General features: G+C 62.8%; 22 protein-coding genes. 9 read left to right on the forward strand and 13 right to left on the reverse strand.

Going from position 1 to position 26,636, the window contains the following annotated elements; all coding sequences use genetic code 11:
* The first annotated feature begins 57 nt into the window (after positions 1-57).
* The 4 genes from VDP79_RS03775 (at position 58) to VDP79_RS03790 (ending at position 2,600) form a co-directional block, all read left to right on the forward strand.
* Positions 58-978 (forward strand): LysR family transcriptional regulator, encoded by a 921-nt coding sequence (locus tag VDP79_RS03775; protein WP_323016882.1) that lies wholly within the window; start codon positions 58-60, stop codon positions 976-978.
* Between the two features lie 111 nt (positions 979-1,089).
* Positions 1,090-1,914: an isocitrate lyase/phosphoenolpyruvate mutase family protein gene (locus VDP79_RS03780; protein ID WP_323016883.1), complete on the forward strand. Its 825-nt coding sequence runs from the start codon at positions 1,090-1,092 to the stop codon at positions 1,912-1,914.
* A gap of 120 nt (positions 1,915-2,034) precedes the next feature.
* Positions 2,035-2,274 (forward strand): type II toxin-antitoxin system ParD family antitoxin, encoded by a 240-nt coding sequence (locus VDP79_RS03785; protein ID WP_323016884.1) that lies wholly within the window; start codon positions 2,035-2,037, stop codon positions 2,272-2,274.
* The gene (locus VDP79_RS03790) at positions 2,274-2,600 is read left to right on the forward strand and encodes a type II toxin-antitoxin system RelE/ParE family toxin (protein WP_323017012.1); all 327 of its coding nucleotides are present in this window, start codon (positions 2,274-2,276) and stop codon (positions 2,598-2,600) included. Before VDP79_RS03785 ends, VDP79_RS03790 begins: the two co-directional genes overlap by 1 nt.
* Positions 2,601-2,613: 13 nt before the next feature.
* On the opposite strand, the gene fghA is transcribed toward VDP79_RS03790, so the two are convergent.
* The 9 genes from fghA to VDP79_RS03835 all read right to left on the reverse strand — a co-directional run bounded on the left by fghA (position 2,614) and on the right by VDP79_RS03835 (position 12,933).
* Positions 2,614-3,456 (reverse strand): S-formylglutathione hydrolase, encoded by an 843-nt coding sequence (gene fghA, locus VDP79_RS03795; protein ID WP_323017013.1) that lies wholly within the window; start codon positions 3,454-3,456, stop codon positions 2,614-2,616.
* Between the two features lie 100 nt (positions 3,457-3,556).
* A complete protein-coding gene (locus tag VDP79_RS03800) occupies positions 3,557-4,666 on the reverse strand; it encodes an S-(hydroxymethyl)glutathione dehydrogenase/class III alcohol dehydrogenase (protein ID WP_323016885.1) in 1,110 nt (369 codons plus the stop codon).
* A 230-nt stretch (positions 4,667-4,896) separates the two neighbouring features.
* Positions 4,897-6,465 carry an aldehyde dehydrogenase (NADP(+)) gene (locus tag VDP79_RS03805; protein WP_323016886.1) on the reverse strand — a complete coding sequence of 523 codons (1,569 nt, stop codon included), beginning with the start codon at positions 6,463-6,465 and terminating at the stop codon, positions 4,897-4,899.
* Positions 6,465-7,460, reverse strand: a complete 996-nt coding sequence (gene araD1, locus VDP79_RS03810; protein ID WP_323017014.1) for an AraD1 family protein — start codon at positions 7,458-7,460, stop codon at positions 6,465-6,467. Before araD1 ends, VDP79_RS03805 begins: the two co-directional genes overlap by 1 nt.
* 26 nt (positions 7,461-7,486) lie before the next feature.
* The gene (locus VDP79_RS03815; protein ID WP_323016887.1) at positions 7,487-8,659 is read right to left on the reverse strand and encodes an L-rhamnonate dehydratase; all 1,173 of its coding nucleotides are present in this window, start codon (positions 8,657-8,659) and stop codon (positions 7,487-7,489) included.
* Positions 8,660-8,703: 44 nt separating this feature from the next.
* Entirely contained in the window at positions 8,704-9,726 is a 1,023-nt protein-coding gene (locus VDP79_RS03820; RefSeq protein ID WP_323016888.1) for a 4-hydroxythreonine-4-phosphate dehydrogenase PdxA, read from the reverse strand.
* Positions 9,727-9,770: 44 nt separating this feature from the next.
* Positions 9,771-11,279: a tripartite tricarboxylate transporter permease gene (locus tag VDP79_RS03825; protein ID WP_323016889.1), complete on the reverse strand. Its 1,509-nt coding sequence runs from the start codon at positions 11,277-11,279 to the stop codon at positions 9,771-9,773.
* A 10-nt stretch (positions 11,280-11,289) separates the two neighbouring features.
* Positions 11,290-11,820, reverse strand: coding sequence for a tripartite tricarboxylate transporter TctB family protein (locus VDP79_RS03830; protein WP_323016890.1), 531 nt, complete (start codon positions 11,818-11,820; stop codon positions 11,290-11,292).
* A gap of 99 nt (positions 11,821-11,919) precedes the next feature.
* The gene (locus VDP79_RS03835; RefSeq protein ID WP_323016891.1) at positions 11,920-12,933 is read right to left on the reverse strand and encodes a Bug family tripartite tricarboxylate transporter substrate binding protein; all 1,014 of its coding nucleotides are present in this window, start codon (positions 12,931-12,933) and stop codon (positions 11,920-11,922) included.
* A 93-nt stretch (positions 12,934-13,026) separates the two neighbouring features.
* Between VDP79_RS03835 and VDP79_RS03840 the strand changes: the two genes are divergently transcribed.
* Positions 13,027-13,962, forward strand: a complete 936-nt coding sequence (locus VDP79_RS03840; RefSeq protein ID WP_323016892.1) for a LysR family transcriptional regulator — start codon at positions 13,027-13,029, stop codon at positions 13,960-13,962.
* Between the two features lie 37 nt (positions 13,963-13,999).
* Here VDP79_RS03840 and VDP79_RS03845 read toward each other — a convergent pair whose 3' ends face one another.
* Both VDP79_RS03845 and VDP79_RS03850 read right to left on the reverse strand, forming a co-directional pair.
* Complete coding sequence (locus tag VDP79_RS03845; protein WP_323016893.1) at positions 14,000-15,190, reverse strand: acetyl-CoA C-acyltransferase; 1,191 nt, start codon at positions 15,188-15,190, stop codon at positions 14,000-14,002.
* Positions 15,191-15,201: 11 nt separating this feature from the next.
* Positions 15,202-17,340 (reverse strand): 3-hydroxyacyl-CoA dehydrogenase NAD-binding domain-containing protein, encoded by a 2,139-nt coding sequence (locus tag VDP79_RS03850; RefSeq protein ID WP_323016894.1) that lies wholly within the window; start codon positions 17,338-17,340, stop codon positions 15,202-15,204.
* A 127-nt stretch (positions 17,341-17,467) separates the two neighbouring features.
* Between VDP79_RS03850 and VDP79_RS03855 the strand changes: the two genes are divergently transcribed.
* Positions 17,468-18,385, forward strand: a complete 918-nt coding sequence (locus VDP79_RS03855; protein WP_416233039.1) for a LysR substrate-binding domain-containing protein — start codon at positions 17,468-17,470, stop codon at positions 18,383-18,385.
* Positions 18,386-18,672: 287 nt separating this feature from the next.
* On the opposite strand, the gene htpG is transcribed toward VDP79_RS03855, so the two are convergent.
* The gene (htpG, locus tag VDP79_RS03860) at positions 18,673-20,577 is read right to left on the reverse strand and encodes a molecular chaperone HtpG (protein ID WP_323017016.1); all 1,905 of its coding nucleotides are present in this window, start codon (positions 20,575-20,577) and stop codon (positions 18,673-18,675) included.
* Between the two features lie 110 nt (positions 20,578-20,687).
* Positions 20,688-21,881: a mechanosensitive ion channel family protein gene (locus VDP79_RS03865; protein ID WP_323016895.1), complete on the reverse strand. Its 1,194-nt coding sequence runs from the start codon at positions 21,879-21,881 to the stop codon at positions 20,688-20,690.
* A gap of 211 nt (positions 21,882-22,092) precedes the next feature.
* On the opposite strand from VDP79_RS03865, the gene VDP79_RS03870 reads away from it, so the two are divergent.
* The 3 genes from VDP79_RS03870 (at position 22,093) to VDP79_RS03880 (ending at position 26,619) form a co-directional block, all read left to right on the forward strand.
* Complete coding sequence (locus VDP79_RS03870; protein WP_323016896.1) at positions 22,093-24,084, forward strand: methyl-accepting chemotaxis protein; 1,992 nt, start codon at positions 22,093-22,095, stop codon at positions 24,082-24,084.
* A 195-nt stretch (positions 24,085-24,279) separates the two neighbouring features.
* On the forward strand, positions 24,280-25,878 hold the full coding sequence (locus tag VDP79_RS03875; protein WP_323016897.1) for a methyl-accepting chemotaxis protein: 1,599 nt from the start codon (positions 24,280-24,282) through the stop codon (positions 25,876-25,878).
* Between the two features lie 114 nt (positions 25,879-25,992).
* A complete protein-coding gene (locus VDP79_RS03880; protein WP_416233045.1) occupies positions 25,993-26,619 on the forward strand; it encodes a trimeric intracellular cation channel family protein in 627 nt (208 codons plus the stop codon).
* The last annotated feature ends 17 nt before the right edge of the window (positions 26,620-26,636 follow it).

Here is a 26,636-nt window from a genome sequence, read left to right on the forward strand (position 1 = left end):
GACTCATCAATACAATTGACGAAAAATTGCTTAATTAAATCTATTATCTAGATATAAATGCTTGATAACGTCACCATCAACCAACTGCGTGCGTTCGTTGCGGTATGCGATCAGGGAAGTTTTTCGGGTGCGGCGCAGAAACTCAGGCGCGCACAGTCAGCCGTCAGCCACGCGATCAAGGCGCTGGAAAGCGCATTTGATGTCGAGTTGTTCGAGCGAAACACACGGAAAGCGCAGCTCACTGCGGCGGGGCACAGTCTCTTGCCGGATGCACGGGCGGTGATCTCACGCACGGAAGAGATGAAGAACCGTGCCAGTTCGATCGCCAGGACCGGGGCGCCACAGGTTTCAGTTGCGATCGATGCCTACTTCCCGCGTGCCCGCCTGATCGACTGCCTGCGGACACTGCAAGTGGAGTTCAGCACTGCAGTGATCGACCTGCGGATCACAACCATGCAAGGCGGCGAAAGCCTGGTGCTAGAAAGGGAATGTGCCCTGGCTGTCACGATCGGGAACGTGCCAGAGGTGAGCCCGGATGCCATCGAACGCCACTGGCTGTGTGAGGCCGAGATGGTGACGGTATCCGCGCCATCCCATCCACTCGCCGCGATACGGGAACCCATCCCGATGGACGAGTTTGGCAGACATGTTCAGATCGTCGTGACGGACAACCAGCCAGGAGCGGAAAAGACCCAGCAGGGTGTCGCCGGAAAACGCCAGTGGTTGGTCAATGATCTCGGCGCCAAGCGTGATCTTCTCAGGGCCGGCCTCGGTTGGGGACACCTGCCCCGGCACCTCGTCAGCGAGGACCTGGCGAACGGACAGCTTGTCGAACTTGAGCGCCGCGCCTGGCACATCGGCTCGCTCACATTCATGATCTCGCAGCGACGGGGGTATGACCTCTCCCCGTGCGAGTCGCGGATGATCGAGCTCCTTGGCGCATCGCATGCTACTCATGGACGCACGCCCGCTAAGTAGATCAACGACAGTCTGTTTTCAGAGATGATCTATGACTGTTCAGGATCGATAGCTGACACCCTCCACACATTGAACAATAATAAGACCATCCCCCCCAGCCCAGATACCCCCATGCCCACCCTCTCCCAAAAAGCCCAAGCCTTCCACGCCCTGCACCACACCGACCGCGCCTTCATCATCCCCAATCCCTGGGACATCGGCACGGCGCGGCTGCTGGCGGGCATGGGCTTCCAGGCGCTGGCGACCACCAGCGCGGGCTATGCCTATACCCTGGGCGTGTCTGACTATCATGTCACTCGGGATCAGATGCTGGCGCACGTGGCGGAACTGGCGGCGGCCACCGATCTGCCTGTCAGCGCGGACATGGAAGCGGGCTACGCCGACACCTTGGATGGCGTCGCGGAAACCTACCGGCTGACGGCGCAGACGGGGGCGGTGGGGGCCTCGATCGAGGACGCTACCGGCAGGGATGACGATCCGATCTACGACCTGGCGGAAGCCGTGGACAGGGTCAGAGCGGCGGTCGAGGCGGTGCGGTCCCTACCCTACGCCTTCACGTTGACCGCCCGGGCGGAAAACCATCTGCATGGGCGCACGGACCTGAAAGACACGATCCGTCGCCTGCAGGCGTATCAGGAAGCGGGGGCCGATGTGCTCTACGCGCCGGGGCTGCGGACTCGGGAAGACATCACCGCAGTGGTCAGCTCGGTGGATCTGCCGGTCAATGTGCTGATGGGGTCGCCGGGGATGAATTTCTCGGTCGATGATCTGTCTGGCATGGGGGTCAAACGGATCAGTGTGGGCAGCGCCCTGAGCCGGGCAGCATGGGGCGCGTTCCTGCGCGCCAGTCGCGAGATGCTGGAACACGGCGCCTTCACCTTTGGGGAAGACGCCGTCAGTTACGCGGACATCGCGCAGATGCTAAGCAAGAAGTAGGATGCGCAACGCATTGAACTGTCATCTTCATCCCGACTGCCTGACGGTGACAGTTGGTAGGATCAGCCGGACATCACGGTCAGATTGCCAAAGTTTGGCAAACCCGCTACGCTGGTCCTCATGGGAACCATGAATATCTCGCTGCCCGACGCGCTGAAATCGTATGTGGACGATCAGGTCTCACAACGGGGATTCGGCACGCACAGCGAATACGTCCGCGACCTCATCCGCAAAGATCTGGAACGCCACCAATTACGCGATACTTTGCTGGCTGGCGCAGCATCGCCTCCTGGTACGCCCGTCGATGCAGCTTATTTTGACGCACTGCGTCAGCGTATCCGCCAAAACACAGGCACTTGATGACGACCAGTAGGTCTATCATCCCACGCGGGCTTGCGCGACAGGATGTCGAGGATGCGCTGACCTACTACTTATCCGAGACATCAGAACGCATTGCACTGGGTTTCCTGGACACGCTCGAACATGCGTACGCCCACTTGGCACACTTTCCAGAAACTGGGTCCAGCCGCTATGCGTATGAACTTCAGCTACCGGGTTTACGTGCCTGGGCCTTGGGTACTTACCCATACGTGATTTTTTATATTCTTGCAGACGGCAATATCGACGTCTGGCGCATCCTGCACGCCAGCCGCGATATCCCTGCATGGCTATCCAGCCCTGAATAGCCGCTTACCCTACCTACCCCTGCAACGCCACCGCATGATGCGCCACGTGATCGCCGATAAAACTGGCGATGAAGTAATAGCTATGATCATGCCCGGCCTGCCGGCGCAAGGTCAGCGGATGCCCGGTCTCTTTGCAAACGGCTTCCAGCAGATCGGGGCGCAACTGCCCTGTCAGAAACTCATCCTCCAAGCCCTGATCCACCAATAGCGGCAAACGCTCGGCATCGGCGGCGGCTGAGCGGATCAGCTCGACCGTATCCCACTGCGCCCAGGCAGCCTTGTCATCCCCCAGATAGGCCGCAAAGGCCTTTTGACCCCAAGGCGCCTGAGATGGCGCGACGATAGGCGACAAAGCCGACACGCTGCGGTAGCGGCCAGGATTGCGCAAAGCCGTGATCAGCGCCCCGTGGCCGCCCATGGAATGGCCGGCAATCGCGCGGGCCGAGGTGGCGGGAAAGTGCTGTTCAATCAGGCCGGGCAGTTCTTGCGCCACGTAATCCTGCATGCGGTAATGCGCGGCCCACGGGGCCTGGGTGGCATTCAGATAAAAGCCTGCTCCCTGCCCCAGGTCATAGGCGGCATCGTCGGCCACGCCTTCGCCGCGCGGACTGGTATCCGGGACGACCAGGATCAGATTGTGCAAGGCGGCGTAAGCCTGGGCGCCGGCCTTGGTGATGAAATTCTGTTCCGTGCAGGTCAGACCCGACAGCCAGTACAGCACGGGGCAGGGTTCGCCGCGCACGGCGGCAGCAGGCAGGTAGATGCCAAAGCGCATGTCGCAGTTCAGCACGTCGGATTTATGTTGCCAGACTTCCTGGCTGCCGCCAAAGCTGGTGTGGCGCTCTACGCGCGTCAAAGCAGTATCTCGGGAAACATCATTCACTAGGGTTTTTTCCTCACAAAAAAGATATGGCCGGCTGACGCCGGCCAAAGGCGAAAACACCGATCAGAGCAGATCAGTAATGCACGACAGATCGGATCGACTTGCCCTCGTGCATCAAATCGAAAGCGGTATTGATGTCGTCCAGCCCCATGGTGTGGGTGACGAAAGGCTCCAGGTCGATATCACCGCGCATGGCTTCCTGCACCATGCCGGGCAGCTGGGACCGGCCCTTGACGCCGCCAAAGGCGGTGCCGCGCCAGGATCGGCCCGTGACCAGCTGGAAAGGCCGGGTGGAAATTTCCTGTCCGGCGCCGGCCACGCCGATGATGATGGACTGGCCCCAGCCCCGGTGGGCGGATTCCAGAGCGGCGCGCATGACGTTGACGTTGCCGATGCACTCGAAACTATGGTCCACGCCCCAGCCGGTCATGCCGACGATGACTTGCTGGACAGGCTCGGTGTGATCCTTGGGGTTGACGCAATCCGTCGCGCCAAAGACTTTCGCCAGGGCAAACTTATCGGGGTTGGTATCCACCGCAATGATACGCCCTGCCCCGGCCTGGCGGGCGCCTTGCACCACGGCCAGGCCGATGCCGCCCAAACCGAACACCGCGACGGTGTCGCCGGGCTGGACTTTGGCCGTGTTGCGCACGGCGCCGATGCCGGTGGTGACGCCGCAGCCCAGCAGGCAAACCTGTTCGGGATTGGCCTGGGAGTCGATCTTGGCCAGGGAGACTTCCGCCACGACGGTGTATTCGCTGAAGGTCGAACACCCCATATAGTGATAGATCGGCTGTCCCTGGTAGGAAAACCGGGTGGTGCCGTCGGGCATCAGGCCCTTGCCTTGCGTGGCGCGCACAGCGACGCACAGATTGGTCTTGCCGGACTTGCAGAACAGGCATTCGCCGCATTCGGCGGTGTACAGGGGGATGACGTGATCACCGGGGGCGACGCTGGTGACGCCTTCGCCGACTTCCACCACAATGCCGGCGCCTTCATGGCCCAGCACGGCGGGAAAGACGCCTTCGGGGTCGTCGCCGCTCAGGGTAAAGGCGTCGGTGTGGCAGACGCCCGTATGGGTGATCTTGATCAGGACTTCGCCCTTGCGGGGCGGTTCGACGTCGATTTCAACGATCTGCAGGGGTTGACCGGCCTCGAAGGCAACGGCGGCGCGAGATTTCATCAGCAAGACTCCGATTCAGACAGCTCAGGCAGAGGACCAGGACAGGAACGCCGCCATCGGCAAGGCGGCCTGTCCAACGGGCCTGGGCAGGAAGTGATGGGCCGATTATGGACAGAAGCCGGCCATAAGACAAACCGGCCAGCGGCTGGGGGCAAAATCCCAGGCGCTGGCCGATACACGCAATCAGGCGAAAACAGCCAGCACCGGGCGGTTGTCCGGTGCTGGGCTGATCAGAATTCCCGCTGCGCCACCCCCCACGGATTGGCGTCCTGCAAGGACTGGGGCAACATCTCCTGGGGCACGTCCTGATAGCAGACGGGCCGCAGGAAACGATCGATGGCCATCGTGCCGACCGACGTGGTGCGCGCATCGGATGTCGCCGGGAAGGGTCCGCCGTGCACCATGCCATGGCAGACCTCGACGCCGGTCGGAAAGCCATTGACCAGAATCCGGCCGGCCTTCAGTTCCAGATCCGGCAGCAGCGCCTGCATCCAGGCGCCGTCGTCGGGCATCTGCGCCTGCAGCGTGGCCGTCAGTTGGCCTTCCAGGGCGCGGGCGATGGCGACCATGTCGTCCAGGCCTTCGCATTCGATCAGCACGGTGCTGGCGCCGAAGACTTCCGCTCCCAGCCCTTCCGGATCGGCCAGGAATGCGGCGGCGGATGTCAGAGCGACCGAGGTCTGGCACTGATTCGGCCCCTGGGCTTCCTGGCCTTGGGCCACGATGCGCACCTGCGCATGATTGCGCAGCGTCTGGACGCCGGACTCATAGGCGCGGTGAATGCCTGCCGTCAGCATGGTGGTCGCCGACGCGGCGGACGCCTGAGCGACGACTTCACGGGTGAAGCGCTCGAAATCCGGCCCCTTGACCCCCAGGACCAAGCCCGGATTGGTGCACAACTGGCCGGCGCTGCCGGTCAGCGAGGTGACGAAGCCCTGCGCGATCTGCTCGGCGCGGGCCTGCAAGGCGCCCGGCAAGAGGAACACCGGGTTCACGCTGCTCATTTCGGCAAACACGGGGATGGGTTCGGGCCGCGCGGCAGCCGTCTGCATCAGCGCCAAGCCGCCCTGGCGGGAGCCGGTGAAGGCCACCGCCTTGATCAAGGGATGGCTGGCCAGCTGCACGCCGATCTGGTTGCCTGGTCCGGTCAGCAGGGCAAACACGCCCGGCGGCAAGCCGCATTCCTGCGCAGCGGCGACCAGGGCGCGTCCGACCAATTCGGACGTTCCCAGATGGGCGGAATGGGCCTTGACCACAACCGGGCAGCCCGAGGCCAGCGCAGCGGCGGTATCGCCGCCCGCCACGGAAAAGGCCAAGGGGAAATTGCTAGCGCCAAACACCGTCACGGGGCCGATGGGAATGCGGCGCAGCCGGATGTCGCTGCGCGGCATGGGTTTGCGGTCGGGCTGCGCGCGTTCGATGCGCACACCCAGCCAGTCGCCGCGCCGCACCACGTCGGCAAACAAGCGCAGCTGGTTGACGGTACGGCCCAGCTCGCCGCGCAGGCGCGCCTGCGGCAGACCGGTTTCCTGCATGGCGCGATCGATCAGCGTATCGCCCAGGCCTTCGACCTTGGCCGCCGCGGTTTCCAGGAACGTGGCGCGCGCCGTCAGGGGCAGATCGCGGTAGACCAGAAAGGCTTCCTGGGCCAGGCGCACGGCTTGGTCCACCTGGGCCGCATCGGCGCCCCGCCATTCGGGGGACAAGGCCTGGCCAGTCGCCGGGTTGACGGAATGCGCCGCTACCCCGGCGCCCTGCACCGCTTGTCCGCCAATCAAAAGATGACCCGTCACCTGCATCAGTGAATCTCCTTAATCGTAATCAGCGCATCCGCCGGCTGCTGGCCGATGGGATTGCGCAAGGCGCGGCCAAAGCCGCCCAGGGAAATCTCGAAACGATCCCCCGTCTGGGTGCGGATGCCATCCGCAAAGCTGAGCGTCGAGGTGCCGAAGAAATGCACGTGCACGTCGCCCGGGCGGCGAAAGCCCTCATATTTGAAGTGGTGGTGTTCCAGATTGGCCAGGGTGTGGGCCATATTGGCTTCGCCCGTGACAAAAGGCTTGGACCACAGCACCTGCCCGTCGCGCATGATGCGTGACTCGCCGCGCAGATCCGATGGCAGGTCGCCGATCAGGATTTCCGGGCCGAAGCTGCAGGCCCGCAGCTTGGAATGCGCCAGCCACAGATAGTTGTGGCGTTCCGTGACGTGGTCGGAAAATTCGTTGCCCACGGCAAAACCCAGACGCACCGGCGTGCCGTCGGGCGCGATCACATACAGGCCCACCAGTTCGGGTTCTTCACCCGCATCCTGGGCGCAGCCGGGCACCGGCAGCGGGCTTTCCGGCGCGACGACGCAATCGCCGTCGCCCTTGTAGAACCATTCCGGCTGCACGCCGACCTGGCCTGCTGCGGGATGCCCGCCTTCTAAACCCATCTTGAACATGCGCATGGAATCGCTGAGGCTGGCCTCGTCCGTATTCAGCTTGGCATGCATGGCATCGCGCGTGTCGGCGCTGCCCAGATGGGTCAAGCCCGTGCCGGTCACCAGGCAGTGCGCCGCATCGGGATGGGTCAACGGCGGCAGCAGCCGCTGCGAGTCGATCAATTCCTGATAGGACAGCACCTGGTTGCCCAGGTGTTGCTGGATCAGGTTCTTCAGCGGCACCTTGTGCTGCAGCGCCATCATGGCCAGCGCATAGACGCCGCCGACCAGCTCGATCACGCTGACCTGATCGGACTCGTCGACCAGCGCGGCCTTGACCCCCTGGGGGTCCTTGAATTGAATCAATCGCATCATGACTCCTTGTGTTGCGGTCCGGCTTATTCGATGACGTTGAACTGATCCAGATAGCGGTCCGACAGCGTCAGACCCAGGCCAGGCGTCGTTTCATCCAGATCGATGAAGCCGTTCACCGGAGCCGGATCGCCCTCGAAGATGTAATAGAACAGCTCGTTGCCGACCTCGACGTCATGCACGGGGAAGTATTCCGACATGGGCGACGCCAGGGTGGACATGGTCAGGTGATAGTTGTGCATCTGGCCTGCGTGCGGGATGACCGGCACGCTGTAGGCTTCGGCCAGGGCGTTGATCTTGTGCGCCGCCGTGATGCCGCCTACGCGGTTCGTGTCGTATTGGATGACCGACACGGCGCGCTTGTCCAGCAGCTGGCGAAAGCCGTAGGTGGTGAATTCGTGCTCGCCGCCGGAAATCGGAATCGGCCCGTACTGGTTCAATTCCGCATAGCCGTCGATATCGTCGGCGATCACGGGCTCTTCCAGCCAGCGCGGTTCGAAGATTTCCAGCTTGGGCAGGATGCGCTTGGTGTATTCCAGGTTCCAGCCCATATAGCATTCCAGCATCAGGTCGGTGTCGTAGCCGATGACGTCGCGCACGGCCTGAACGCTGTCCAGGTTCTTGCGCACGCCGGCGGGACCGTCTTTCGGACCATAGCCAAAGCGCATCTTGAACGCGGTGAAGCCCTGGTCCACATAGGATTGGGCCTCGGCCTGCATGGCGTCCAGATCGGTGCGATACAGCTTGGACGCATAGCAGGGGATTTTTTCCTTGGTGCGCCCGCCCAGCAGCTTGAACACCGGGCGGCCGACGGCCTTGCCCATGATGTCCCACAAGGCGATGTCGATCGCGGAAATCGCCGCCATGGCCACGCCCTTGCGGCCCCAGGCCAGTGTGGAACGATACATGCGCTGCCACAGGTATTCGTAGTCGAAAGGATCGTGGCCGATCACCAGCGGCGCCAGATACTGGTCGATGATCTGTTTGGCGATGCGCGGGGCCAGGGCGACATTGCCCAGGCCGACGATACCGTCATCGGTTTCGACTTCGACGACCGTCCAGCCGTGAAAGCGGAACGTGCCCATGGAATCGCCCCGATCCCACAGGGCATCCATGGCGTTGGTGCAAAAATTCGCCTGCGGCGGCACAGTCTTGCCCTGCCATTCGAAAACGCGGGCGCGGATATTTTTGATCTTCAATTCAAGCTCCGTCTGGAAAATGCGGATAAGTTGTCAGGCGGGGCTCAGGCGTCGGCCTGTGCCCGGTAAGCGGCGCCCATGCGGCTGGCGATCAGAAAGGCATTGCGCATGGCTTGCACATTGGCGCGGTTCTTGCCCGCGATGTCATAGGCGGTGCCGTGCGCCGGAGTGGTGATCGGCACCGGCAGGCCGCCTTGCACGGTGACGCCCTTTTCAAAGCCCATCAGCTTGATGGCGATCTGGCCCTGGTCGTGATACATGGTGACGATGGCGTCCAGTTGACCGTCGCGGGCCTTCAGGAAAATCGTGTCGGCGGGATACGGGCCCTGCACGGGAATGCCTTCCGCGTTCAGTTCCGCCACTGCCGGGGCGATGATCTCGACTTCTTCACGACCGCAGGTGCCGCCATCCCCGCCATGCGGATTGACCGCCGCCACGGCGACCCGAGGCTGCGGATTGCCGGCTGCCTGCAGGGACCGATAGATCAGGCGGCTGGCGTCCAGCACACGATCACGGGTGATGTACTGCGTGGCGTCCTTCAGCGGGATGTGCGAGGACACCCGTGCCGTCCACAAGCCGTCCAGGGTATTGAATTCGCAGAAATAGCCGTTGACCTTCAGGTATTCGGCGAAATGGTGCAATTCGTCTTCGTGGCGCAGCCCGCCCATCTTCATGGCGTGCTTGTTCAGCGGCGCAAAGCAGATGGCATCGATCTGGCGCGCCTGGGCTGCGTCCATGCAAAGGTTCAGCACCTGCAGCACGGATGCGCCGCCGGCGCGATCCACCTGCCCCATCACGACCTGATCGGCCCGGACCGTCTCCACGGCCACGAACAGGGGCAGGTCCGATGGCGCCTGGCGCGCCTGGGCCAGCGAGGCCAGCGGACGGGTCGGCACCTGCACGCCGGCGATGGTCTGCCCGTGTTCCCACAACCAGGGGTCGCCCACCAGCACGATCTTGGCATCACCCAGTTCCGCCGGCTGGGACAGCAGCTTGGCGATCAGTTCAGCGCCGATACCGGCCGGGTCGCCCAGCGTCAGGGCCACAATGGTTTGTTCTTGCTTCATGATCTCATCATCCGAAAAAACGATTCATCAATTCAAAGGGCGGATTACGCAGCCGCCTTCCAGCGGCCTATCCCGGCCCTCACACCCTTGGAAATCAGGGGCAGGCATGCCATCACGATGCCCGCCGTCGTCATGGTCCCGACCAGGCCGTTGGACCAGAAAATATCCAGACTGCCGTTGGAGAACAGCATGGACTGGCGGAAGGCGTCTTCCGCCTTGTCGCCCAGCACAGCGGCCAGCACCAAGGGCGCAATCGGGTACGACAATTTCTTGAACAGGTAGCCAAAGACCCCGAAGACCAGCATCAGGCCGACATCGAACAGCGACTGGTTCACCGCATAGGCGCCGATGGCGCAGATGATGACGATGATGGGCGCAATGATGGAAAACGGAATGCGCAGGATGGCGGTGAACAGCGGAATGGTGGACAGCACCACAATCAGACCGACGACGTTGCCCAGATACATGCTGGCGATCAGGCCCCAGACGAAATCCTTTTGCTCAACGAACAGGGTCGGACCAGGCTGCAGGCCCCAGACCATCAGCCCGCCCAGCATCACGGCAGCCGTGGCCGAGCCCGGAATCCCCAGCGTCAGCATGGGCAGCAGGGCGCTGGTTCCCGCCGAGTGGTCCGCCGTCTCCGGCGCAATCACGCCTTCCAGCGCGCCCTTGCCGAATTGCTCGGGGTGCTTGGACATGCTCTTTGCCACGCTGTAGGACAGGAAGGACGCTGCCGTCGGCCCGCCCGGCGTGATCCCCATCCAGCAGCCGATCACGCAGCTGCGCACCCAGGTGGCCCAATAACGCGGCATCTTCTTGCAGGTATTCCAGACCACGCGCAGCGTGATCTTGGCGTTCTCGCCCCGGAACACCAGGCCTTCTTCGACGGTGCACAGGATCTCGCCGATCCCGAACAAGCCGATCACGGCGACCTCGAAGCTGATGCCACGCAACAGATCCGTCACACCGAACGTCAGGCGCAGATTGCCGGAGACCGTATCCATGCCGACGCTGGCCAGGATGAAACCCAGCATCATGGCGGCAATGGTCTTCAGGGCGGGCGTCTTGCCCAGACCGATGAAGCTGCCGAAGGCCAGCACGTACACGGCGAAGAATTCAGGCGAACTGAATTCCATCGCAAAGCGCGCAATGTACGTCGACAGGAAGGTCAGCAGCACCACGCCGACCAAGGCCCCGAACAGGGCCGAGATATAGGCGGCGGTCAGGGCTTCGCCGGCGCGCCCCTGCTTGGCCAGCGGGTGGCCATCGAAGGTCGTCGCAATCGAAGACGGTTCCCCGGGGATATTGAAAATGACCGATGTGACCGAGCCGCCGAACAGGGCGCCCCAGTACATGCAGGACAGCAGGATGATGGCCGAGACGGGCTCCATGCTGAACGTCAGCGGCAGTAGCAGCGTCACGCCATTGGGGGCGCCCAAGCCGGGCAACACACCGACCAGGATACCCAGCAGGACGCCGGCCACCATCAGCATCAGGTGTTGCCAGGTCAGCACCACTCCCATGCCGTGCATGAGCAGATCAAACTGTTCCATGACAACTCACTCAAAAATCGGCAAAGGGGCCGGCATACAGGGCTACTTCAAACCACACGGTAAAGATGAAGTAGGTCGCCAGCGGGACACAGACGGAGATCAGCAGGATCTTCCAGCGCGGATGCGGCTTGCCGGGCTCCGCCAGACGCCACATGAACCAGGCCAGGAACAGCGCCGCCGATAGGTACATGCCAATGAAAAACATCAGCACGACATAGGCCACGATGGGCAGAAACACATTTCTGACCCGCTGCAATTCAGACTTGGTCGTCAAGCGGCCCCGCCCTTGCGGCCAGTGGCGGATCGTCCGCACGGCCGTTCCCAGACAGGCCAGAAACATCAGCAGTCCGATATAAAACGGGAAATAGCCGGCCTGCGGGCCTGCGACATCCCAGCCGATGCCTTGTTCCACACTATCGAACATCACCACGGCTGCAATCAGCATCAAGACACCGGAGGTAAAAAGCCCCCCGCCGCGCAGGCTGATGCCGCCCCGCTCTTCGGCGTCATCCGCCGGGCGTTGCGTTGTTTCCTGATTCATAGAATTTTTCCCTGACGGGCGCCCCGCCCAGGCGGGCGGGGTATTGATTTACAAGCAGGACGGGACGGCGTCATGCGCACCCCGTTATCTGCGATTACATCACCACTTGGCCGAGCGGAAGATGTCCCGTGCACGGGCGCTGTCTTCTTCGATCAGCTTCTTGAAGTCGTCCCCTGCCACAAAGGAAGGCACGAGCGCGCCGCGCTGCAGATAGTCCTTGAATTCCTGGGTCTGGGTGACCTTGCGCAGCAGTTCCACGTAGAACGCTTGCTGAGCTGCGGTCACGCCGCCCGGCATGAAGACGGTGCGCGGGAAACGGTATTCCTCGATATTCAGGCCTTCGGACGCGCAGGTGGGGATGTCCGACCACGCTTGGGTATCCGTCACTTTTTCGGTGTAGACCATGCGTTCCTTACTGAACACGCACAGGGGCCGCACCTGGCCGGCCTTCCACTGGGACAGGCTTTCGGACGGGTTGTTGGTGTTGGACCCGATATGGCCGCCCGCCAGTTGCGTCACGGCTTCGCCGCCGCTCTTGAACGGAATGTAGGTGAAGTTCGTGCCTTCGACCTTGTTCAGCAGCATGGTCAGGGTCTGATCCACGTCCTTGGACTGGCTGCCGCCCATGGGGTATTTGGCCGGATCGGCCTTGACGGCTTCGATATAGTCCTTGGCGTTCGTAAAGGGCAGCTTGGTCGAGGTCCAGAGGATGAAGTCATCCTGGGCGACCGTGGCGACCGGCGTCAGGTCCGTCCACTGGTAGCCCAGTTTGGCGACCATGGGCAGCAGGTAGGCGTTGTTGGTGCCGACGATGATCTTATTGGCGTTCCCTTTGGACAATTTCAGGTCCAGGAAGCCTTCGCCGCCGTTGCCGCCGCCCTTGTTCTGCACGACGGTGGAGACCTTCATCAAATCATGCTTGGTGATGATGGACTGGATCAAGCGGGCCAGCTGGTCAGTGCCGCCACCGGGGCCTGCCGCCACAATGATTTCGACGTTCTTGGTCGGCTGCCAGGCATCGGCGGCCATGGCCGAGCCGGATGCGCCGAACGCCACGGCGACGCTGGCGGCAACCAGCGCCTTGCTCAGGTACTTGGAAGAGGGGCTTACCATCGGATGTCTCCTGTGATTGGTGTTTGATGTGCTAGGCAGCTTAGCAGAATAGTGATAACTTAATAGTGAAATTATCTGATCATTGCATAACCTATGCTTATACCTAACCAGACTGTCCTGTTCAATCGAATCCGCACCCGGCAGCTGATGCTGCTGCTGGCCGTCCAGGAACATCATTCCCTGCGCAAGGCTGCCGAACACCTGGGCATGAGCCAGCCGGCCGCCACCAAAATGCTGCAGGACATGGAAGACCTGATCGGCCTGAAGCTCTTCGAGCGCGGGCGGCGCGGCCTGCAGGCGACCGCTTATGGCGATGCCATGACCCGCTATGCCCAGGGCGTCTCCGCCGATCTGGCCGGCGTGCGCGAAGAACTGCTGGCGATTCATTCGGGCAATATCGGCAAGATCCGCGTCGGCGCCATCATGGCCCCGGTGCCGCAGCTGCTGACCAACACCTTGCTGGGCGTCAAGCAACAGCACCCGCGGCTGGCGATCAGCATCCAGGTCGATACCAGCGATGTGCTGATCACCGCTCTGAAAGAAGAACGGCTGGACGTCGTCATCGGCCGCATCCCGGACGCCTGGGATGGTACCAGCCTGGTCTTCGAGCCGATCCAGGAAGAAGCCCTGTCGATCGTCTGCAGTCCGCAGAATCAGGCCGCCCGCAAATACCACATCACCCTGCGGGATTTGGTCGATTTTCCGTGGGTTCTGCAGGCGCACCCCAGCCCGATGCGCAAAGTCATCGAACTATCCTTTGTCGAGGCCCGCCTGGCGCTGCCGCTGAACATCATGGAAACGGCATCCATGCTGCTGACGTCGTCCCTGGTGCGCCATTCGGACATGCTGGCGGTCATGCCCACCCTGGTGGCCGAGCACTATGTCGAACGCGGCACCTTGGCCATCGTGCCGCTGCCCATCCGCAAGCACCTGCCGCCCTTCGGCATCCTGATGCGCAAGACCCGCTCGCCCAGTCCGGCCGTACAGATCTTCATCGAGGAGGTGAAACTCAGGGCGCATGCCTTGTAACGCGCACCGCCCCTCACAACCGCCGCTGCGCCGTCGATCAATAGATCTCGAACAAACCTGCCGCGCCCATGCCGCCGCCGATACACATGGTGGTCACTGCGTATTTCACGCCGCGACGCCGGCCTTCCAGCAAGATGTGGCCCGCCAGCCGGGCGCCGGTCATACCAAAGGGATGGCCGATGGAAATCGCGCCGCCATTGACGTTCAGCAGTTCCTGCGGGATGCCCAGCGACCGCTGGCAATACAGGGCCTGCGAGGCAAAGGCCTCGTTCAGTTCCCACAGGCCGATATCGTCCATCGTCAGGCCGTAGCGCTGCAGCAGACGCGGCACGGCGAACACCGGGCCGATGCCCATTTCATCGGGTTCGCAGCCAGCGATGGCCAGCCCCCTGAAAGCGCCCAGAGGTTCCAGGCCCAGGCGCTCGGCCTGGCGGGCCTCGACCACCACGCAGGCCGACGCCCCATCGGACAGCTGGGAGGCATTGCCCGCCGTGATGAACTGATCCGGCCCCATGACAGGCGCCAATTTTGCCAGACTGGCATCCGTCGTACCCGGACGATTGCAGGTGTCATGATCGACCGTGACGTCGACCTGCGACACGGCGCCGGTCTCCTTGTCCTTGACCGCCATGGTGGTGGCGCAAGCAATGATTTCATCCTTGAACACGCCGGCCTGCTGGGCCTGCGCGGTGCGCCGTTGGCTCTCGGCGGCGAACCGGTCCTGGTCCTCGCGCGAGATGCCGTAGCGGCGGGCGACGATATCGGCTGTCTGGATCATGGACAGGTACAGTTCAGGCTTGTGCTCGGCGATCCAGGGATCGATGCCGGTCGAGCCCGCATCCGTGGCGCTGCGCCCCTGAATCTGCGAACAGCTTTCCACACCGCCCGCAATCATGGCGGGCACGCCTTCCAGCACGATACGCCCCGCCGCCATGGCGATAGCCTGCAGGCCGGACGCGCAAAAACGGTTGACGGTGACGCCAGCCAGCGTCACAGGCAAACCGGCGCGGATCACGGTCTGGCGGGCAATATTGCGCCCCGTCGTACCTTCCGGATAACCGCAGCCCAATATCATGTCCTCGATCAGCGCCGGATCGACGCCCGACCGCTCGACGGCGGCCCGTACGGCAAACGCCGCCAGAGCCGGCCCCGGCGTGATATTGAATTCGCCCCGATGCGCCTTGGTCAACGGCGTCCGGGCCGTGGAAACAATGACGGCTTCTCGCATGATCGGTCTCCTCAACCCTGTCCGGGCCGGTTCAAGTCGTTAAAAGATCCGCCCCGCTCAACCTGTTCGACAAGCAGCGGCGAGGGTTGCCAGAAATGGGGGTCCTGGGCGGCAAATGCATGGATGTCCGCCAGAATGACGTCCAACCCCACCTGGTCGGCGTAATGCATCGGCCCGCCGCGATAGCGGGGAAAGCCATAGCCATACAGCATGGTCACATCCACATCCAAAGGCCGCAGGGCGATGCCCTGCCGCACGACGTTGGCGCCTTCATTGATCATGGCAGCCAGATAACGGCGCAGGATGTCTTCCTCGGTGAACAGGCGCGGGGTGAGACCCAGCTTGCGCCGTTCCTGGTCCACGATGGCCAATACTTCCGGATCCTCCTGGCCGCTGCGGCTGCCATCCGGATACAGATACCAGCCCCGGCCCGTCTTCTGGCCGAACCAGCCGCGTTCGCACAGGCGGTCGGCGATCGGCACATAGCGCAGATTCGGATCACGGGTGGCTGCCCGGCGCTTGCGCGTGGCCCAGCCGATGTCGCCACCAGCCAGATCCATGATCTGATAAGGCCCCATGGGAAAACCGAAATGGCGCACGGCCTGATCGATCTGGTAGGGCGATGCCCCATCGGCCAGCAGATAGTCGGCTGCCTGACGATAGACGGCCATCATCCGATTACCGATAAAGCCGTCACAGACACCTGCCCGCACGGCGATTTTCTTCAGCCGCCGCGCCAGCGCGAAACCGGTGGATACGACCTCGTCGGCCACCTGATCCGGCACGACGATTTCCAGCAGCTTCATGACATTGGCAGGGGAAAAGAAATGCAGGCCGATCACATCCTGCGGCCTGGATACCTGCGCCGCCAGGCGGTCGATATCCAGATAAGAGGTGTTGCTGGCCAGCACGGCGCCGGGCTTGCAGACTCGGTCCAATTCGGCAAAGACAGCGGCTTTCACTGCCATGTCTTCGAACACGGCCTCGACCACCAGATCCGCATCGGCCAAGGCCTGGTAGTCGGTCGCGCCGGACCACAAGCTCAGCCGGCGATCACGCTCAGCGGCATCCAGGCGGCCGCGCTTGACCTGGCTGTCATAGACCTTGGCCACATTGGCCTGACCGCGCGCCAAACTGGGCGCATCGCGCTCGACCATCATCACCGGCAATCCGGCATCCAGCATGGCCACGGCGATCCCGGCCCCCATGGTGCCTCCGCCCACGATACCGGCGTGATTCACTGTGCGGGGCTGAGCGCGGCCCGCCTCAGGGACCTTGGCAGCTTCGCGTTCAGCAAAAAAGGCATGGATCAAGGCCTGGCGCTGCGGGGTATCCAGGCATTGCAGAAAAGCGTCTCGTTCCAGCCGCAACCCGTCATCAAAAGGCAGATCCAGCACCGCCTGAACGGCGTCGATGATGCGCGCCGGCGAAAACAGCCCGCGGTATTGCCTGCCCAATGCCGCCCTCGCGGCATCCAACGCCTGCCTGGCGGCTGGCACGTCCGTAGCCGCGATCTGCCGGTCGCGCGTCGGGCGGACCGGCGCCCGGGAGACAATCAGTTCCCGGGCATAGGCCAACCCTGCCGCCACAGGATCCACCCCGGAATCCAGCCGGTCCGCCAGTTGCAGCGCCAGCGCCTTCGTGGCGCCGATAGGTTTGCCATCGAGCATCAGATTCAGGGCGGCCTCGACCCCCGTCAAGCGCGGGGCGCGCTGCGTGCCGCCGGCGCCCGGCAGCAAGCCCAACGTGACTTCCGGCAAAGCGAACTGCGCACCCGGCAGCGCCAAGCGATAGTGGGCAGCCAGCGCTACTTCCAGGCCGCCCCCCAAGGCAGATCCGTGGATGACGGCGACCACAGGTTTGGTGCAAGCCTCGATGCGATTGCAGACATCCGCCAGCAAAGGCGCCTGAGGCGGCTGGCCAAATTCGCGAATATCGGCGCCCGCAATGAAATGACGGCCAGCACCCAGCAGCAATACCGCCTGGATGCCGGCATCATGGTCGGCGGCTTCGATGGCGGCCAACAGCCCTCGGCGCACATCGACGCCCAGCGCATTGACGGGCGGATAGTGGATCGTCACCACCCATACCGGGCCTTCTCGCCGGGAAGTGACGACATCCGATGTCGGGCGCTGCGGGGACGTGGTCATGAGGCTCTCCGTACAGGGTTCGCACGCACCAGGGCGCGCGATTCAGAAAGCCATTTTTTCACCGATCAACTTGCTTTACAATGACATTGTCGATTGACATACCGTCAAGATATATTTGACACCCATCATGAACCACACGTCACTGAACGCTGAAGCCCTGGTATTTCTGGCCGACATCCTGGACGCCGGCAACCTCAGCGCCGCCGCCCGGCGGCTGAAAATGACCCGGGCCAACGTCAGCTACCACCTGAATCGCATGGAGCAATCGCTGGGGCAGCAGCTGGTGCGCCGCACCACCCGGCGCACCGAAGCGACGGAAGTCGGTCTGCGGCTGTATGAACATGGCTGCAAAATCCGCACCGAACTGGCGATCGCCCAGGATTCCGTACGCGAACTGGGCCAGCAGCTGCGCGGGCGGCTACGCCTGAGCATTCCCAGCGGCTTCGGCCAAACCGTGATGGGGCCCTGGCTGCTGGACTTCAAACGCCAGTACCCCGGCATCGTGCTGGACGTCACGTTTGAAAACCACCTGCCGGACATGCTGCGCGACGAAACGGATATCTCCGTGCGGGTCATGTCCAATCCCCCGCAGAACCTGGTAGCCCGATCCCTGGGACCGGTACGCCACGTGGCCTGCGCCGCGCAAAGCTATATCGCGCAGCACGGCCTGCCTGGCTCGCTGGAAGACCTGCCCCACACCCCCGTCATCACGTCGGGCGTCGCGGACCGCCAGCTGCGTTTATCGGCCTACCGCGATCAACGGCGCCAGGAAGTGCTGCTGGAACCCACCCTGATGTCGGAAAATTTCCAGTTTCTGCGCCAGGCCATCCTGGCCGGATTGGGGGTCGGCATCGTCCCCGACTACCTGGTCCAGGACGAGATCGCAAGCGGGGCCGTCCGGGCCGCCTTGAACGAATGGCAGCTGAGCATCTTCGGCACGGAAATGTTCATGCTCTATATGCCTAACCGCTATCACACGCGGGCGACATCGGTATTTATCGAGACCATCCTCGCCCAGGCGCAGGCCAGGTTGTCACAAGCATGAAAAATGGCCCCCACGCTGCGCCTGCGGCTTGCTGCCCCCCAAGGGGGCGCTTTTCATCTTGGGGCGGCCCGGCGATGAAAAATGGCCCCCACGCTGCGCCTGCGGCTTGCTGCCCCCCAAGGGGCGCTTTTCATCTTGGGGCGGCCCGGCGATGAAAAATGGCCCCCACGCTGCGCCTGCGGCTTGCTGCCCCCCAAGGGGGCGCTTTTCATCTTGGGGCGGCCCGGCGATGAAAAAGGCCGCGCCGACCCAGCAGATCGACGCGGCCTTTCAAGCGTCTGGGGAGATCACGCCCCCAGCAGCAGCGCATTCATGCGTTTGACGAAGGACGCCGGGTCCTTCAGCGCCGCGCCCTCGGCCAGCATGGCCTGATCCAGCAGCAGTTCCGCCCAATCGCCGAACGCATCGTCGGCCTGCGCTTCCAGGCGCTTGACCAGGGCATGCTGCGGATTGACTTCCAGGATGGGTTTGACGTCCGGCGCTTCCTGGCCTGCAGCCTTCAGCATGCGCAGCAAATGCGGGCTGAGTTCGTTTTCATCGACCACCACGCAAGCCGGCGAATCGACCAGACGGGCGGTGGCGCGGACTTCCTTGACCCGATCCCCCAGCGCCGCCTTCAGGCGCTCGATGGTCGGCTTGAAGGCTTCAGCCGCCTCGGCCTGCTGTTTCTTTTCTTCCTCGTCAGCCAGCGCATCCAGATCCAGGCCGCCCTTGGCGACGGACGCCAGGGACTTGCCCTCGAACTCACGCAGATAGGACAGCATCCATTCATCCACCCGATCGGACAGCAGCAGCACTTCCAAGCCCTTGCGGCGGAAGACTTCCAGATGCGGGCTATGGGCGGCGGCCGCGTAGGAATCGGCGCTGAGATAGTAGATCTTGTCCTGACCGTCCTTCATGCGGGCGATGTAGTCGGCCAGAGACACGGTCTGCGCCGGGCTGTCGGACTGGGTGGAGGCAAAGCGCAGCAGGCCGGCGATGCGATCCTTGTTGGCGGGGTCTTCGCCGACGCCTTCTTTCAGCACCTGGCCGAACTGCGACCAGAATTCCGCATATTCCTCGGGCTTGTCCTTGACCAGATCGTCCAGCAAGCCCAGGATGCGCTTGGCGCAGCCTTCGCGGATCGATCGCACATCGCGGCTTTCCTGCAGGATCTCACGCGAGACGTTCAGCGGCAGGTCGGCTGAATCCACCACCCCGCGCACGAAACGCAGATAGGCGGGCAGCAGCTGTTCGGCATCGTCCATGATGAAGACACGCTTCACGTAGAGCTTCACACCCCGACGGGCATCGCGGTCATACAGATCGAACGGGGCGCGCTTGGGCACATACAGCAGCTGGGTGTATTCGCTGCGGCCTTCGACGCGGTTGTGCGCCCAGACCAGCGGGTCTTCGTAGTCGTGGGCGACGTGCTTGTAGAATTCCTGGTACTGCTCGTCGGTGATCTCGGACTTGGACCGGGTCCACAAGGCATTGGCCTGGTTGACGGTTTCCCATTCGTCCTTGGTCACCTGTTCCGATTTTTCCGCATCCCATTCTTCCTTCAGCATCTGGATGGGCAGGGAAATATGGTCGGAATAGCGGCGCAGGACTTCGCGCAGTTTCCAGCCGGACAGGAATTCGTCCTCGTCGGCGCGCAAGGTCAGCACGACGGACGTGCCGCGTGCTTCCCGGTCGATGGCGGAGACGGAAAATTCGCCCTGGCCATCGGATTCCCACAACACGCCTTCGGCGGCCGGCAAACCGGCGCGGCGGCTGCTGACCGATACTTTTTCCGCCACGATAAAGGACGAATAAAAGCCGACGCCGAACTGGCCGATCAGCTGAGCGTCTTTCTGCTTGTCGCCTGTCAGCTGCGAAAAGAATTCCCGCGTCCCTGACCGGGCAATGGTGCCCAGGTTGGCGACGGCTTCGTCGCGCGACAGACCGATGCCGTTGTCCGTGATGGTGATGGTACGGGCGTCCTTGTCGAATTCGACACGAATGCGCAGTTCGCTGTCACCTTCAAACAGGTCCGGATGATCGATGGCCTCGAAGCGCAGCTTGTCACAGGCGTCCGACGCATTGGACACGAGTTCGCGCAGGAAGATTTCCTTGTTGCTGTACAAGGAATGGATCATCAGATGCAGCAGCTGTTTGACTTCGGCCTGGAACCCCAGGGTTTCAGCCGTTTGAGTATCGGATTGGCTCATGGTGCGAAAGATGGAATAGTGGTTGGGGATCGCCGCACGCCCCGACCGGATGACGGCCCGGCGCGCAGCAGGATGCATGATGATTCAGATGGGGGCGGCCCGCTGCGCTTTCAAGTCCTGGGGACGGACGGCAGACTGGGGGGCAGCGGCGGCAGCGCCGCCTGATCAAAGCCCGCAACAGGGCCACACGGCACGGGCGGCTGTCCCTGTAGTTGCGGCATATCCACGGTAGACACCGGCCCGGTCATGCGGGCGCCATGCTGGCGGACGATGTCGGCGATCTTCAGCAGCACGTCCTCCTGGACGTTCATGTAGTCGTTGTAGTCGGTGCTGACCGTAAAAGCGTACAAGGACAGCTTCAGCGAATACATGCCGCAGCTGCTGAAATTGAAGGCGAAGAAATCATGTTTGATGCCGGGATGTCCGCGCAACAAGGCCTGGCCATCAGCCACGATACCAGGGACGGCATCAATGTCCGTATAACGAATGTGGATGTCTTCCATGATGCGCCGGTTGGTCATGCGCGTGTGATTGATCACCGGCTGGGTATTGAACATGGCATTGGGCACATAGAAAGGCTTGCGATCAAAGCCGATCAGCCGGGTGGCGCGCCAGCCGATGTGCTCGACCCCGCCCATCAGGTCCGTGCCGGGGATGATGATGTATTCGCCGACCTTGAAGGGCCGGCTGGCAAAAATGGTCAGCCCGCCCAGCAGATTGGCGACCAGGCTTTGGGCCGCAAAACCCACGGCAATGCCGCCCATGCCGCCAAAGGCCAGCAGGCCGGCGATGGAAAACCCCAGCGCCTGCATCATCATCAGGATCGCGGTGATGACGATGGACGCCTTGGTCAGCTTGCCGATGGCATCTGCGGCGGTGGGGTCGAGTTCGCGCGCGCGATCCTGCGCACGCGCCAGCAGATTGGATTGAATCTGATTGACCGCACGCAGCAGAAACCACATCACCACCGTGATGACCAGCACATCGCGCACCGGCCCCAGCCCATGCGCCAGCAAGGAGTCCTGCTGCAGGGCTTCGCCATGCTGCACCAGCATCTGCCCGGCCAAGGCAATCCCCAGCACCCAGACCAGCATCTGCAGCGGCAGCGACGCACCGGACAATAAACCATGCGTCCAGACATGGCGCACCGGGTGCAGACGCCCCGCCAAGCGGGCTAATACCACGCGCAACACGGCGCCGGTCGCCAAAGAGCCCAGCACGGCAGCGAACACCAGAATGGTCGTCTGCCATTCCTGATAAATCGCTGCGGCCTGTTGAAATAGTGTCTGGCTGTCCAAACTCATCCGCCTTGCATCTGGTTCACGGGACCTTCCAGTGTAAGGGGCCTGTTCCGCTTCTTTCAAACCCCCCCTACTATTTTCCAGCCTAAATAAGCTGTATTTCGTGCCGGTCATTCCCCAATCACGCATAAGCACGTACCGTTACGCTACTAACACAGGCCCGTCCCGGCATCACTGCCCGCGCCTGAAAAATATTGCCGTCTGGAGACACCCCATGTTCAAGCGACGCAGCGGCGCCAGCCGTATGTCTCATGCCACCCTGGGCACTCAACTGTTCGCAGCCGCCACCCTGATGACCGTCCTGGTCATGGCGATCCTGGCGTCCATCGTCACCTGGCAAAGCCGCCAGACGGCCATCGACAACGTCAGCGCGGCCAACCGGATGGGTCTGCAGGATTACGACCGCATGCTGCAACTGATCTTCGATATCGGGCGCAACCGCAGCCAGTCCCTGTACCCGGTCCTGATCCGCTACCTGGGCGGCACCCCCGAACCCACCGGCCAGACCGACAAAGGCCTGCCCGTTCTGGCCGCTGGCGGCAAGCCTCTGAACGGCGACCAGGCCCTGATGCGCAGCGTCACCGGCATGACAGCCGAAATCTACGCCCGCACGGACAAGGGCTGGGCGCGCATCGCCAGCGCCTACCAGGATAATCCAGACCATGCGCTGGGTCAGACGCTGGACCCCGCCGACCCCATCGCCCTGGCCTTGGATCGCGGCCAGGTCATCGACGTCCCGGAACTGGTCGATCAGAAATGGCACCTGGTCACCACCAATCCCCTGAAAGGCAAGGACGGCAAGGTCTATGGCGGCATCGTTGATCGCCTGGATATCAGCGCCCAGATCGATCCGGTACTGAAAGACCTGACTTCCACCAAGCTGGCCGATCATGGCCAGCTGTTCGTCATCCGCCCGACACTGGATCACAAAGACTGGCTCCGGGTCGCCGGCCTGTTCGGCAAACCGGGCGACCGGCTCAGCGCAGGCAATCCTCCCGACGACTTTGCGACGATGAACCAGGCCTTCAACAGCGCGCCCCTGGGGGCCCAGGAAGTCTTCGTCATGCAACAATCCATCTTTCTGTCGTGGAAAGCCATCCCCAACTGGAACTGGGTGATCTACGGCTTCGGGCCGGTCGATGAATATCTGGCCGACAGCAATCGGCAGATGTGGATCCAGTTGGCCCTGATGCTGGCGGGCACGCTGCTGATTGCGCTGGCCATCTTCGCGCTGGCGCGGCGCACCCTGGCACCGGTGCACGGCATCGTCACCGGCATGCAAAGACTGGGGGCGGGCGATCTCAGCCAGGATATCGCCGACAGCCCGGCCAACAGCCGCAACGAAGTCCATCAACTGCAGAACAGCTTGCGCAACACCCAGGACGCCTTGCGCCGCATGATCCAGCAAGTGCGCCACAGCGTGGGCGAAATCCACACCGGCGCGCGTGAAATCGCTGTCGGCAATACGGACCTGTCCAGCCGCACCGAAGAACAGGCGGCATCCCTGCAGGAAACCGCCGCCAGCATGGAAGAACTGGCCTCGACCGTGCGCCAGAACGCCGACAACGCCCGCCAGGCCAACGAACTGGCCGCAGGCGCATCGAACACCGCCCACCAGGGAGAACAGTCAGTGGAAGCCATGGTCGCCACCATGCAGCGCATCGCCGACAGCTCGGCCCGCATCACCGACATCATCGGCGTCATCGACAGCATCGCCTTCCAGACCAATATCCTGGCGCTGAACGCCGCCGTCGAGGCCGCCCGCGCCGGCGAACAGGGCAAAGGCTTTGCGGTGGTCGCCAGCGAGGTTCGCGCCCTGGCGCAGCGGTCCGCCGACGCGGCTCGGGAAATCAAGCAGTTGATCGACACCGCATCCCAGGAAGTGCAATCCGGCTCTCAACAAGCCGGGCAGGCGGGCGCCATCATGCAGGATGTGATGACATCAGTGGACCGCGTCACGCGCATCATGGGGGAAATCGCCTCGGCCTCCAACGAACAATCCACCGGCATCGATCAGGTGAATCTGGCCGTCACACAGATGGATCAGGTCACGCAGCAAAACGCAGCGCTGGTGGAACAGGCTGCTGCAGCGGCCGATTCGCTCAGCGAGCAGGCCGACCACCTGGCTAATAGCGTAGCGGTCTTCCGGACAGGCGCGGATACCACTGCCCCAGCCCCCATGCTGCCGCCCCCAACCCCGGAATAACTTGCTTATCCATATTGGCAACATGGTCAATACGGAAGCATTACTACGCACTTTCCATAATAAACAAAACGCGGTTGCCAGCAATACACTGTTTCAAGAGGCCCATTCCAGGCCTCTTGAAACACAGGGCTCGCCGCATATGAATCACTGAAAATCCTTTCAGTCCCCTACGGCGCCCTTCTGCAGGACGACATCATGGCGCGCGATCACATTGCCTGGACCCGAACCACTTCATTCAAGTTCACGCTATTTACCTTGCTGGCCATTGTCGGCATCGCCATCCTGACCAGCGCCCTGCTGTGGATGGAACGCAGCGCCCTGCTGCATGAACGCGAGGTCGGCGCCCGTCAGGCCGTGGAGTCCGCCTATGGCGTGATCACCTATTTTCACGATCAGGCGCAAAAGGGCCAGATATCCGAAGACCAGGCCAAACAGCAAGCGATGGACACCATCCGCGGCATGCGCTACAGCGGCCAGGAATATTTCTGGATCAACGACATGCAGCCGCGCATGCTGATGCACCCGTTCGTGCCCAAACTGGTTGGCCAGGACCTTTCCGACATGAAAGACCCGAACGGCCTGCGGCTGTTCGTGGCCTTCGTCGATACCGTCAAGGCCAGCCCCACCCACGACGGCTTCGTGTTCTACCTGTGGCCCAAACAAGGCGCCGCCCAACCCGTGGAAAAAGTGTCCTACGTCAAGGGCTTCGAACCCTGGGGCTGGATCCTGGGCTCGGGTGTCTATCTGGATACGGTGAACGCCGTCGTCTGGCGTCAGGCGGGTCAATTTTCCCTGGCAGCAGGCGGCCTGGCCTTGATCCTGCTGGCTGTCGGGGTGCTGCTGTCGCGCCGGCTGGTGCGCCAGCTGGGCGGCGAACCAGATACCGTCATCGCCATCGCCCATCAAATGTCCCAAGGCGACCTGCGCGTGGAAATCCCCGTGCGCGAGGGCGACACCCACAGCCTGTTGCACGCCATGCTGGTGATGCGCGACGGCATCGCCCAGGCGGTCGCCCAAGTGCGCCAGGGGACCGAATGGATCGCCCAGTCGGTCGACCAGATCGTCACCGGCAACCTGGATCTGTCCGCCCGCACCGAACAGCAGGCGGCATCCCTGCAGGAAACCGCCGCCAGCATGGAAGAAATCACCAGCACGGTCGGCCATAACGCCAGTAACGCCCAGCAGGCCAATACCCTGGCGGCCACCGCATCAGGCGTCGCGGCGCAGGGTGGCAAAACCGTCTCCCAGGTCGTAGACACGATGGACGACATCAACGCCTCGACCCAGAAAATGTCCGACATCATCGGCGTCATCGACTCGATCGCCTTCCAGACCAATATCCTGGCGCTGAATGCCGCCGTCGAGGCCGCCCGCGCCGGCGAACAGGGCAAAGGCTTTGCAGTGGTCGCCAGCGAAGTCCGCGCACTGGCGCAGCGATCCGCAAATGCAGCCCACGAAATCCGGGGGCTGATCGACGATACGGTGCAAAAAATCCGGGCCGGCGCGACGCTGGCCGATGGCGCCGGCCAGACCATGTCCGACATCGTCAGCAGCGTCAAACGCGTCGCCGACATCATGGGGGAAATCACCCTGGCCAGCCGCGAACAGGCATCCGGCATCGAACAGATCAACCAGGCAATTTCCCAGATGGACCAGGTCACGCAGCAAAACGCCGGGCTGGTGGTCCAGGCCGGCGAATCCGCCCAAGCCCTGAATGACCAGATGAACGGCCTGAACCGGGCGGTGGGGGTGTTCCAGTTGCAGCACCAGGCCCCGGCCCTGACGCAGGAATAGGGCGCTACACCACCAGTTCCGAAGCGTTTACTATAGAAAAGTCCAGACGATCATGCATCGCCTGGACTTTTTCCTTGTCTCTTTCCCAAAGGCCGCCGCTTGCCCGCTCCCGATCTGACCAGCGATTTCCTGCACGTCCTGTTTCTCGTCGCCATCGCCGCCGAAGCCATGACGGCAGCCCTGGCGGCCGGCCGGCGTGAAATGGACTGGCTGGGCGTCTGCATGCTGGGCTGCATCACCGCGCTGGGCGGCGGGTCCGTGCGCGACGTGCTGCTGAACCACCACCCGCTGTCCTGGATCGCCCATCCCTACTATCTGCTGATCACCGGCGGCGGCGCACTGATCACCATCGCCATCGCCCGATTCGCGCATTCCCTGCGCCATCTTTTTCTGTTCCTGGATGCCGTCGGGCTGGTGGTCTTCACGATCATCGGCGTGGACGTCGCCCTGGGCCTGAGCCTGCCCTGGGGTGTCGCCATCGTCTCGGGCATGATCACCGGCTGCGTGGGCGGGGTGCTGCGCGATGTGCTGTGCAATGAAATCCCGCTGCTGTTTCGCGCCGAACTGTACGCCACGGTATCCATCGTCAGCGGCGCCCTGTACCTGGCCGGGCTGGCGATGGCGCTGAATCACAATCTGGTGGTGGGCGGATCGCTGCTCATCGGCCTGGGCCTGCGGCTGCTGGCCCTGCGCTTTGGCTGGAGCATGCCAAAATTTGTATACACGCGCGACCTGCACTAAGCCCCCTGCCCGAGACG

It is taken from the genome of Castellaniella sp., assembly GCF_034675905.1.
In the GTDB taxonomy this organism is placed as follows: Bacteria; Pseudomonadota; Gammaproteobacteria; order Burkholderiales; family Burkholderiaceae_B; genus Castellaniella.

What these genes read in the sequence shown, in the direction of transcription:
- VDP79_RS03775 (WP_323016882.1), top strand. Translation starts at nt 58, where the DNA reads ATGCTTGATAACGTCACCATCAACCAACTGCGTGCGTTCGTTGCGGTA.
- VDP79_RS03780 (WP_323016883.1), top strand. Translation starts at nt 1,090, where the DNA reads ATGCCCACCCTCTCCCAAAAAGCCCAAGCCTTCCACGCCCTGCACCAC.
- VDP79_RS03785 (WP_323016884.1), top strand. Translation starts at nt 2,035, where the DNA reads ATGGGAACCATGAATATCTCGCTGCCCGACGCGCTGAAATCGTATGTG.
- VDP79_RS03790 (WP_323017012.1), top strand. Translation starts at nt 2,274, where the DNA reads ATGACGACCAGTAGGTCTATCATCCCACGCGGGCTTGCGCGACAGGAT.
- VDP79_RS03800 (WP_323016885.1), bottom strand. Translation starts at nt 4,666, where the DNA reads ATGAAATCTCGCGCCGCCGTTGCCTTCGAGGCCGGTCAACCCCTGCAG.
- VDP79_RS03805 (WP_323016886.1), bottom strand. Translation starts at nt 6,465, where the DNA reads ATGCAGGTGACGGGTCATCTTTTGATTGGCGGACAAGCGGTGCAGGGC.
- araD1 (WP_323017014.1), bottom strand. Translation starts at nt 7,460, where the DNA reads ATGCGATTGATTCAATTCAAGGACCCCCAGGGGGTCAAGGCCGCGCTG.
- VDP79_RS03820 (WP_323016888.1), bottom strand. Translation starts at nt 9,726, where the DNA reads ATGAAGCAAGAACAAACCATTGTGGCCCTGACGCTGGGCGACCCGGCC.
- VDP79_RS03825 (WP_323016889.1), bottom strand. Translation starts at nt 11,279, where the DNA reads ATGGAACAGTTTGATCTGCTCATGCACGGCATGGGAGTGGTGCTGACC.
- VDP79_RS03830 (WP_323016890.1), bottom strand. Translation starts at nt 11,820, where the DNA reads ATGAATCAGGAAACAACGCAACGCCCGGCGGATGACGCCGAAGAGCGG.
- VDP79_RS03835 (WP_323016891.1), bottom strand. Translation starts at nt 12,933, where the DNA reads ATGGTAAGCCCCTCTTCCAAGTACCTGAGCAAGGCGCTGGTTGCCGCC.
- VDP79_RS03840 (WP_323016892.1), top strand. Translation starts at nt 13,027, where the DNA reads ATGCTTATACCTAACCAGACTGTCCTGTTCAATCGAATCCGCACCCGG.
- VDP79_RS03845 (WP_323016893.1), bottom strand. Translation starts at nt 15,190, where the DNA reads ATGCGAGAAGCCGTCATTGTTTCCACGGCCCGGACGCCGTTGACCAAG.
- VDP79_RS03850 (WP_323016894.1), bottom strand. Translation starts at nt 17,340, where the DNA reads ATGACCACGTCCCCGCAGCGCCCGACATCGGATGTCGTCACTTCCCGG.
- VDP79_RS03855 (WP_416233039.1), top strand. Translation starts at nt 17,468, where the DNA reads ATGAACCACACGTCACTGAACGCTGAAGCCCTGGTATTTCTGGCCGAC.
- htpG (WP_323017016.1), bottom strand. Translation starts at nt 20,577, where the DNA reads ATGAGCCAATCCGATACTCAAACGGCTGAAACCCTGGGGTTCCAGGCC.
- VDP79_RS03865 (WP_323016895.1), bottom strand. Translation starts at nt 21,881, where the DNA reads ATGAGTTTGGACAGCCAGACACTATTTCAACAGGCCGCAGCGATTTAT.
- VDP79_RS03870 (WP_323016896.1), top strand. Translation starts at nt 22,093, where the DNA reads ATGTTCAAGCGACGCAGCGGCGCCAGCCGTATGTCTCATGCCACCCTG.
- VDP79_RS03875 (WP_323016897.1), top strand. Translation starts at nt 24,280, where the DNA reads ATGGCGCGCGATCACATTGCCTGGACCCGAACCACTTCATTCAAGTTC.